Here is a 1395-nt window from a genome sequence, read left to right on the forward strand (position 1 = left end):
TCTCAGGTCCTTCAGGCGACCTTAGGCGTCACTGAGTTCGTCAAGACTTTGGGCCAGACTGAGCGTGAAGCCGTTAATGCCTATGGCCCTTACCATCAACTCGTAGAGCAGCAAATCGCCATGATCAGGGCAGGGGGGACCTTCAAGTCTCCCATAGAGGCCAAGGGCGACATCAAGGCGTTCTTTCAGTTCCATCAGCTTGACCCGTACAGCAGCGGCAAGACTGAGAGCGAACAGGCGGGGCGTGAAGCCTACGCTGAAGAGGTCATGGAGAAGTATCACAGGGACCCCAGTACCGGACACCCTGAGGACATCACGCCTGAGGACAAGGCTTTGGTCATCGCCCTGCACAGTGGCATTGAGGCTGTGGTTGCTGAGCCTACCGTCACAGACGCGTTCAAACTGTACCTGAATGACAAGGCCCTACCGGACCCGTTCAAGCGTCAAAAGCAGTTCAACAACTTCAACAGGATTGAAAGGGATGCCCTTGATGTCTGGCACGCTGACTTGCCCCTGAAAAGGATCACACGGCAGAACGCTAAGGACCTCAGGGACCACCTGCTGACACGCATGAAGCCCGACTCAGTGAAGCGCCAGATCAACAACATCAAGGCCGTCGTGGCGTATGCCTGTCGAGAGTTCGAGGTGCCCCGCAATGACGTTTTCTTGGACCTGTCGTATCCCAAGGAAGCCCTTGAGGATCGTGAGAAGCGCCTGCCGCTGCCAAACGACATCATCGACGCCATGTACGGGGACTTGAAGGACGATACCGTTCTGTTGGACATCTGGACGCTGATACACCACACGGGCGCTCAGAACGCCGAGGTGCTGTCGCTGGAGATCAGGCATCTCAACATCGCCGCCAAGGTGCCCCACATGGTCATTGAGCCCACCGCAACGCGATCCTTGAAAGACAGTTGGCGCAAGAGGGACGTGCCATTGGTCGGCAAGGCCCTAGCGGTCGCCCAGCGCATCGTAGAGCAGGCAGACGGACGTCAATTCGCTTTCCCTAAGTTCGCTCCGACCTCCAAGCATGATCTCTTTAGCCAAACAGTAATGAAGCGATTGCGGAAGCATACCAAGGACCCAAGGCACAGCCTGTACAGCCTGAGGCACACGACCAAGGACGCCTTGCGTGACGCTGAGGTGCCCCTTGACCTTCAGAACGCCATCCTTGGTCACTCCACAGGCGGCGGCTCACAGGCCAACTATGGGAGCGGCCACAGCCTTGAACGCAAGCAGGCGGCCTTGCTGAGGGTCTTTGGAGCGGACTAGGCGAGGGCAATGGAAAGGGGTTCGACGCCACGGAACTCCAATCCCGTCGAGAGGGGGTGCGTCCCTTAGCTCCTACAGTTATGCCCTTGGGGTGCCCTTTGGTGTCTCTCTGAGTTCATT

At 57.6% G+C, this 1395-nt stretch carries 1 protein-coding gene; it reads left to right on the forward strand.

Annotated features, from left to right (window positions below; all coding sequences use genetic code 11):
• The coding region (locus tag ACOI1H_RS25545) for a hypothetical protein (protein WP_422441128.1) at positions 1-1275 on the forward strand (1275 nt) is incomplete at its 5' end.
• Positions 1276-1395 lie beyond the last annotated feature (120 nt).

The sequence above is a fragment of the Loktanella sp. DJP18 genome (assembly GCF_049310965.1).
Taxonomy (GTDB): Bacteria; Pseudomonadota; Alphaproteobacteria; order Rhodobacterales; family Rhodobacteraceae; genus Loktanella.